5 protein-coding genes and 1 riboswitch are annotated in these 6,469 nt (G+C 70.8%); of the genes, 4 read left to right on the forward strand and 1 reads right to left on the reverse strand.

Features of this window, described 5'->3' with window-relative positions; genetic code table 11:
* Position 1 precedes the first annotated feature (1 nt).
* The 4 genes from A5648_RS14705 (at position 2) to A5648_RS14720 (ending at position 4,522) form a co-directional block, all read left to right on the forward strand.
* Positions 2–1,081 carry an ABC transporter substrate-binding protein gene (locus tag A5648_RS14705; RefSeq protein WP_082966511.1) on the forward strand — a complete coding sequence of 360 codons (1,080 nt, stop codon included), beginning with the start codon at positions 2–4 and terminating at the stop codon, positions 1,079–1,081.
* Positions 1,078–2,106 (forward strand): FecCD family ABC transporter permease, encoded by a 1,029-nt coding sequence (locus A5648_RS14710; protein ID WP_065025263.1) that lies wholly within the window; start codon positions 1,078–1,080, stop codon positions 2,104–2,106. The genes A5648_RS14705 and A5648_RS14710 overlap by 4 nt, the downstream gene beginning before the upstream one ends.
* Positions 2,107–2,216: 110 nt before the next feature.
* Positions 2,217–3,953, forward strand: coding sequence for an ATP-binding cassette domain-containing protein (locus tag A5648_RS14715; RefSeq protein ID WP_234787436.1), 1,737 nt, complete (start codon positions 2,217–2,219; stop codon positions 3,951–3,953).
* Entirely contained in the window at positions 3,950–4,522 is a 573-nt protein-coding gene (locus A5648_RS14720) for a DUF7676 family protein (RefSeq protein WP_065025264.1), read from the forward strand. Before A5648_RS14715 ends, A5648_RS14720 begins: the two co-directional genes overlap by 4 nt.
* On the opposite strand, the gene A5648_RS14725 is transcribed toward A5648_RS14720, so the two are convergent.
* Positions 4,519–6,231, reverse strand: a complete 1,713-nt coding sequence (locus A5648_RS14725; protein ID WP_065025265.1) for a PPE family protein — start codon at positions 6,229–6,231, stop codon at positions 4,519–4,521. The genes A5648_RS14720 and A5648_RS14725 overlap by 4 nt on opposite strands.
* 33 nt (positions 6,232–6,264) lie before the next feature.
* Positions 6,265–6,448, reverse strand: a riboswitch (cobalamin riboswitch).
* Positions 6,449–6,469 lie beyond the last annotated feature (21 nt).

Genomic DNA, 6,469 nt, shown 5'->3' on the forward strand with positions numbered 1-6,469 from the left:
CATCACCGACTTCGACCCGCACACCGACTACTTTCCGGACAAATCGACGCTGTCCGAGGCCACCAACTTCCGCCTCGACTACCACAGCAGCTACCAGGTGCTGACCGTGCACCGGCCCTACCTCGGCGGCAAACCGGTCTCGTATGTCTTGGTGCGCTGCGGTGCCCCGGCCCCGGCGCTGACCGGCGAACTGGCCCGCGCCCAACAGATCACCGTCCCGGTGCACAGCCTGTACTCGGGTTCGACGACGCATCTGGCGATGATCACCGAGCTCGACCGGGCCGGGGTGGTCACCGGGGTGGCGAACCCCGCCGCGGTGGCCGACCCGCAGATCCGCAAGCGCATCGACGCCGACGAAACCGTCGGCTACGCCCCGGGCGGGCAGGTCAATATCGAAACCGTGCTGGCCGCCGGACCCGACGTGCTGGTCACCGAGGGGATGGACGACCCCGGGCATCCCAAGCTGCGCCAGGCCGGCATCCCGGTGCTCGCCGACGCCGAATGGCTGGAGCCCACCCCGCTGGGCCGGGCCGAATGGATCAAGGTGTTCGCCGCGCTGACCGGCACCGAACGGCAGGCCGCGCAGGTGTATGAGTCCATCCGCGACCGCTACCGCGCACTGGCCGCGCAGGCCGCGCGGGCCAAGCCCGTCGACGTGTTGGTCGGCACCATGTATTCGGGCAGCTGGTCCATGCCCACCGGGGCCAGCTACGCCGGCCGTCTGGTCGCCGACGCCGGCGGCACCTACCCCTGGCTGACCGACGGCGGCGCCGAGAACCGGCAGTTGAATTTCGAATCGGTCTACGCCCGCGCGGGAAGCGCGCCGCTATGGCTGGTCACCGACGACTGGAAAACGGTCGACGACGCGGTGGCGCGGGACAGCCGGTACGGCGAATTGACCGCGGTGCGCACCGGGCAGGTGTGGTCGGCCACCAAGGCGATCACCCCAGCGGGGGGCAACACCTACTGGGAACGCGGCACCGCCAGACCGGATCTGCTGCTGGCCGACCTGGTCGCGATCCTGCACTCGGAGCAGGCCCCGAACCACACTTTCGAGTTCTACCGGCAGGTGCACCGATGAAGGCGCGTACGACACTGGTGCTGGCCGGGCTGGCCGCCGCCGTCGTGGTGCTGGCCCTGCTCGGTCTGGCGCTCGGCCCGGTGCGGGTGCCGCTGGCCGACACCGTCCGGGTGCTGTTCGGCGCCGAACCGTCGGACCCGCGCTGGCAGGTGATCGTGACGAACATGCGGTTGCCGCGGGTGCTCACCGCGCTGGCCGCCGGTGCCGCACTCGGGGTCGCCGGCCTGCAGCTGCAGACCCTCTTCCGCAACACCCTGGCCGACCCCTACATCCTCGGGGTCAGCTCCGGGGCCAGCCTGGGGGTGGCGCTGGTGGTGCTGGCCGGCGGTGCGGCGGGTTTCAGCACCGCCGGCGCCAGCCGCGCCGGGGAGGTCACCGCGGCAGCGCTGGGCGCCGCGGCGATGCTGACGTTGGTGCTGGTGCTGTCACGCTGGACCCGCTCGGCGGCGACGCTGCTGCTGATCGGAGTGATGATCGGCGCGGCCAGCACCGCACTGGTGAGTCTGGCGCTGGTGTATTCCGACCCGCAGCGGGTGCAGCAGTACCTGCTGTGGGGCCTGGGCAGCTTCGCCGGCACCGGCTGGGCCGACCTGCGGTTGCTGCTGCCGCTGGTGGCCGTCGGTCTGGTTACCGCGGCGATGACGATCCGGCCGCTCAACGCCCTGCTGCTCGGCGAAAGTTACGCGGCCACAATGGGAATCAACGTGCATCGCGCCCGCATCGTCACGGTCGCCTCGGCGTCGTTGCTGGCGGGCGTGACGACCGCGTTCTGCGGGCCGATCGCCTTCCTCGGCCTGGTGGTGCCGCACGTGGCCCGCATCGCCGTCAGCACCTCCGACCACCGCGTGGTGCTGCCGACGGTGGTGTTGCTGGGTGCGGTCGCCGCGCTGGCGTGCGGCATCGTCAGCCAGGTGCCCGGCAGCAACCTGGTCATCCCCGTCAATGCCGTCACCGCGCTGGTGGGAGCGCCGGTCGTGATCACGGTGCTGCTGCGGGCCCGCCGCGGCTCGGGGATGCCGTCATGAACCCGGCGGTTCAGCGAGGCTCGACGGAGGAGAGGCGAAGCTGGGACCGCCGCATGATCCCCGCGGTTCAGCGAGGCTCGACGGAGGAGAGGCGAAGCTGGGACCGCCGCATGACACCGGACCTCATGCCGTCCCCCGCGGTTGAGCTGGCCGACCTGGCAATCGGCTACCGCAACCGGCGCCGATCCACCACCGTGGCAACCGGACTGGCAGCGCAGGCCCGTCGCGGTGAGCTGACCGTGCTGATCGGCCCCAACGGCGCCGGCAAGTCGACCCTGATCCGCACGCTGGCCGGGCTGCAGCCGGCACTCGGCGGCAGGGTGCTGCTCGACGGCGCCGACCTGACCGGGTTGTCGCGCGACGAGCTGGCCCGCCGGGTCGCGGTGGTGTTGACCGAGCGGATCGACCCGGGCCTGCTGTCAGCGCGGGCGCTGGTGGGGCTGGGCCGCATCCCGCACCTGGGGTTGGGCGCCCGGCTGCGCCCCGAGGACGACGAGATCATCGACTGGGCGCTGGCCGCGACCGGCGCCCGGCATCTGGCCTCGCGGCCGGCAGTCGAACTGTCCGACGGGGAACGCCAGCGTGTCCTGACCGCGCGTGCACTGGCTCAACAGCCCGGCCTGCTGGTGCTCGACGAGCCGACCGCGTTCTTAGACGTGTCCTCGCGGGCCGGGCTGTTCGGGCTGCTGCGCGAGCTGGCCCGTGACCAGCAGCTCGCCGTGGTGCTGAGCACCCACGACCTGGAATTGGCGCTGCGGGTGGCCGACCGGGTGTGGCTGCTGGATCCGGCGGGCACGCTGGTGGACACCGTCGGCGAGGAACTGATGCTGTCGGGACGTATCGGGGCGATGTTCGACACCGACACCCTGCGCTTCGACCCGGCCAGCGGCATGTTCGCCTTCGGCACCGAAGGCGGTGCGTGCCGGGCCGCCCGCATCGACGCTCCGGAGCCGTTGCGGGCCGCGCTGATTCGGGTGCTGTCCAGGGAAGGCTGGGACGTCGCCGAACCCGCCGAAATCCTGGTCAGCGCAACCGATCCCGGGGCGATCAGGCTGCGCTCGACGAGCGCGGCCAAGACCGCCGCGTTGCGCGACCTGCCGCACTTGCTGCGAACCCTGCCGGCAAGCCCGCAGCGCTGTGCGCCCACGGAGCAGGTCGTTTCGGCGCTGCACGAGTTGTCCATGGTCAGCCCGTATTTCGCGGTGTCCACCGGTCCCGCAACAGGCGCCGGCTGGCGCCCGGTCACCCAGCTCTACACCGATCAGACGCTGCTCACCGCGGCGATCGGCAATGTCCGGGACCGGATCGGGGCACCGGATCTCCGGGTTGCGGTCTCGACGTTCTTCCTCGGGTTCGCCGCGCGACTGTGGTCGATCGGGCTGGGCGCGCTCGCCGAGCACGGGCTGCTGCTGGATCTGTCCCCCGACGAGCTCTGGTACGCCGAATCCGACGGAACAGTCCGGCTGCACCTGCCGAATCCGGTGGCGTGGCAGGGAGACTGCCCGGAAACGCTGCTGGCCGACCTGGTCCTGGGCCGGCACTTGGAGCCGCTGGTCGGCGCGGTGCACGAGCTGAGCCCCATCTCGGAGCGCCTGCTGCGCGGCAACGCCGCCTCCGCCGCGCTGGGGGCCGCCCGGGCCCTGGGAACCGAGCCGGGTTGGGACCTCGCCCGCAGGATATGCGACGACGAACGACTCGCCGACACCATCCGTTTCAACGGCTCCGGCACCGACTACCGGCGCACCACCTGCTGCCTGTTCTACCGCACGCCCGCCGGCGGGCTGTGCGGCGACTGCGCCCTCACCCGTAAACCCGAACTCACCAAGAACAGAAAGGTATCGCCATGACCGAGACCACCATCGTCGCCGATCCGCCGATCGTCGACACCGAAGACCGTGGCCGCGAACAACTGTGGCCGCTGCCCACCGATCAGCAGAGTCTGCTGGATCTGCTGCACCTGTGCTTCGACGAGTACTGGGACGAGATCTGGTTCGGCATCATCATGCAGGGCGCCGCCTGGGAGGTGGCCGCTCCCAACGCACCGCGCAAGATCGCGATGCTCGACGGTTATGCCACTGTCGATTTCGGCCGCTGGCACTTCCACCTGTGCATCGGCAAACACCGGGCCAGCGGCTCGGAGCTGGGCCGGATTCGCCGCTGCACCCGCGCCGAGCTGTACCGGCGGATCGGCAAGGACGGCAACCCGATGTCGTGGGGGGTGCGGCTCTACAACGGCCGCGATGAGCAGATGATGACGTTGATGCTGCCGAACCCGTTCCTCACCAACGACCAGCAGATGCGCGAGGAGCCCGAGTGGGGCCAGCTCGAGCTGTGGGACAAGCTGCGGGACAAGTATCTGAGCCTGGGCCCGGATCCGTTGGACCGCAGCGGGAATCGGATTCGCTGCGGCGGCTAACCCGGGTCACCCGGCCAGGTGTTGGGCATCATCGGGCTGACCGCGCCGCCGCCGAACCCGTCGTCGGCCAGCGCGGTCAGTCCGGCCGGGCGAGCGCCGGCCACCCGGTGCGATCCGCCGGCGAAGCCGCCGGCGCCCCGCTGCGAAGCAGTCGCCATAGCCGGCTCGGGCTCGAGATCCATGTACTCGTGCCCGCGCCCCAGCATGCCGACCTTCGCCTTGCGCCGGCGCCGTTGGGGCGCAGCCTGTTCCGCCGCCTCGGCTGCCGGAATGTCGGCGCTGTCCGGTTTCGGCGCCGCCTTCTTGCGGGCGCTGGTCCCCGAGGCCCGTCGCGCACCCATGTCCAGGCCGCCGACCAGGTACATGTAGGCCGGCATGGTCACCGACGGCGGGCCCGCAGGTGTCGGCGGCGGGGCGCCGGGCGGCGGAGCGGCTGTCGCAGCCGGCGCCGGGGCGGGCGCCGGAGCCGGAGCCGGAGCCGGCGCGGGGGCCGGCGCCGGCGCCGGCGGCTGGGCCATCGCCAGTGCGGGTGAGGGCGGCGGAGCCGGGGGCGGCGGGACCGCGGCAGCCAGGTGGTGCGCCATCGCCCCGATCCCCAGGCCGCCGAGCACCCCCGCCGGAGCCAGCACGGCCGAGCCGGCCAGCACCGGCAGCAGCGCCGGGATCAGCACCGTCTGGGTGACCAGGTAGTTGAGCGCCTGGACCGTGTTACCGATTGTGGCGCCGACGATCTCGACCATCGCCAACGGTATGACCAGACCGAGGCCCTGCGGGTTGAACAGGGCCGTGTACATGATCGCCAGCAGGTCGTCGATGATCACGATGCTGGTGAACGCGATGTAGGAACCCGGATCCAGCGGCACCGACAGGATGTAGGCCAGGTACGCCGGATTGAGGTAGCTCAGCGGATTGCCGGTCCAGCCCAACCACGATCCCGGTACCCCGGCCGGCGGCAGCCACGACGATCCGGAGAGGCTGGCGAACCACTGGGCCAGCGGGTCGGCGATGTCGGTGAACCCGATCTTCTCGAAGAACGCCAACAACTCCGCATACAGCGGGTATTGGCCGCTGTCGGGATAAGGCGGGCTGGGGACGAGTCCTTCGAGCCATTTCGCGAAGTCGAGGAACCACTGCGGCGGCTGGGGCGGAGTCGCATCGGCGCTTCCCGCCGTCTTGAGCACCGCGGGCGCCGGTTCGGTCTGCGGCGTCGATGCCACCGCGGTGGCCGCTGTCGCCTGGTAGGCGGTCATCACGGTGGCGGCCTGCGCCCACATCCGGGCGTAGTCGGCTTCGTTCAGCGCGATCGGAATCGTGTTGACGCCAAAGAAATTGGTGCCCACCAGCACCGCGTGGGTGACGTGGTTGGCCGCCAGTTCGGCCATCGTCGGCATCGCTGCCAGTGCGCTGCTGTAGGCGGCGGCCGCGGTCTGCTGCTGGACGGCGGTAGCGGCCGCATCACCCCCGGCGCGCACCAACCACGCCAGGTACGGCGCGTTGGCGGCCATGAACGACTCTGCCGACGGGCCCTGCCACGCGCCGGCCTGGACAGCGGCCAACAGTGTGGTCAGTTCGTCGGCGATCGCCGCGTACTCAACGGATAACGAGGTCCAAGCCGCCGCGGAGGCAAGCAGCGGGCCGGCACCGGGACCGGCGGACAACAGGGACGAATGGATCTCAGGAGGCGACGCCACCCAGATAGGCGCGGTCAAAGTGATCAGCTCTCTCGGGGTACACCGCCCCGGGTCGCAGGATGCGACGACGTGAGTGTCCTGACTCTCGGATCAACGCTCGCCTCGCCTTCCAACTCCGCAAAGAGCCGTGGCTGTTGAGGGTCGCTCCCCGATCACAGTGGCGGGACCGTGCCGGATTTACACCGGCTTCCTGCACCGTCGTTGCCTTACCGGCGCATTATCGCACGCGTCAAGGCATCTGCTCGCGCTGCGCCCG

The sequence above is a fragment of the Mycolicibacter sinensis genome (assembly GCF_001673565.1).
GTDB classification, from domain to species: Bacteria; Actinomycetota; Actinomycetes; order Mycobacteriales; family Mycobacteriaceae; genus Mycobacterium; species Mycobacterium sinense_C.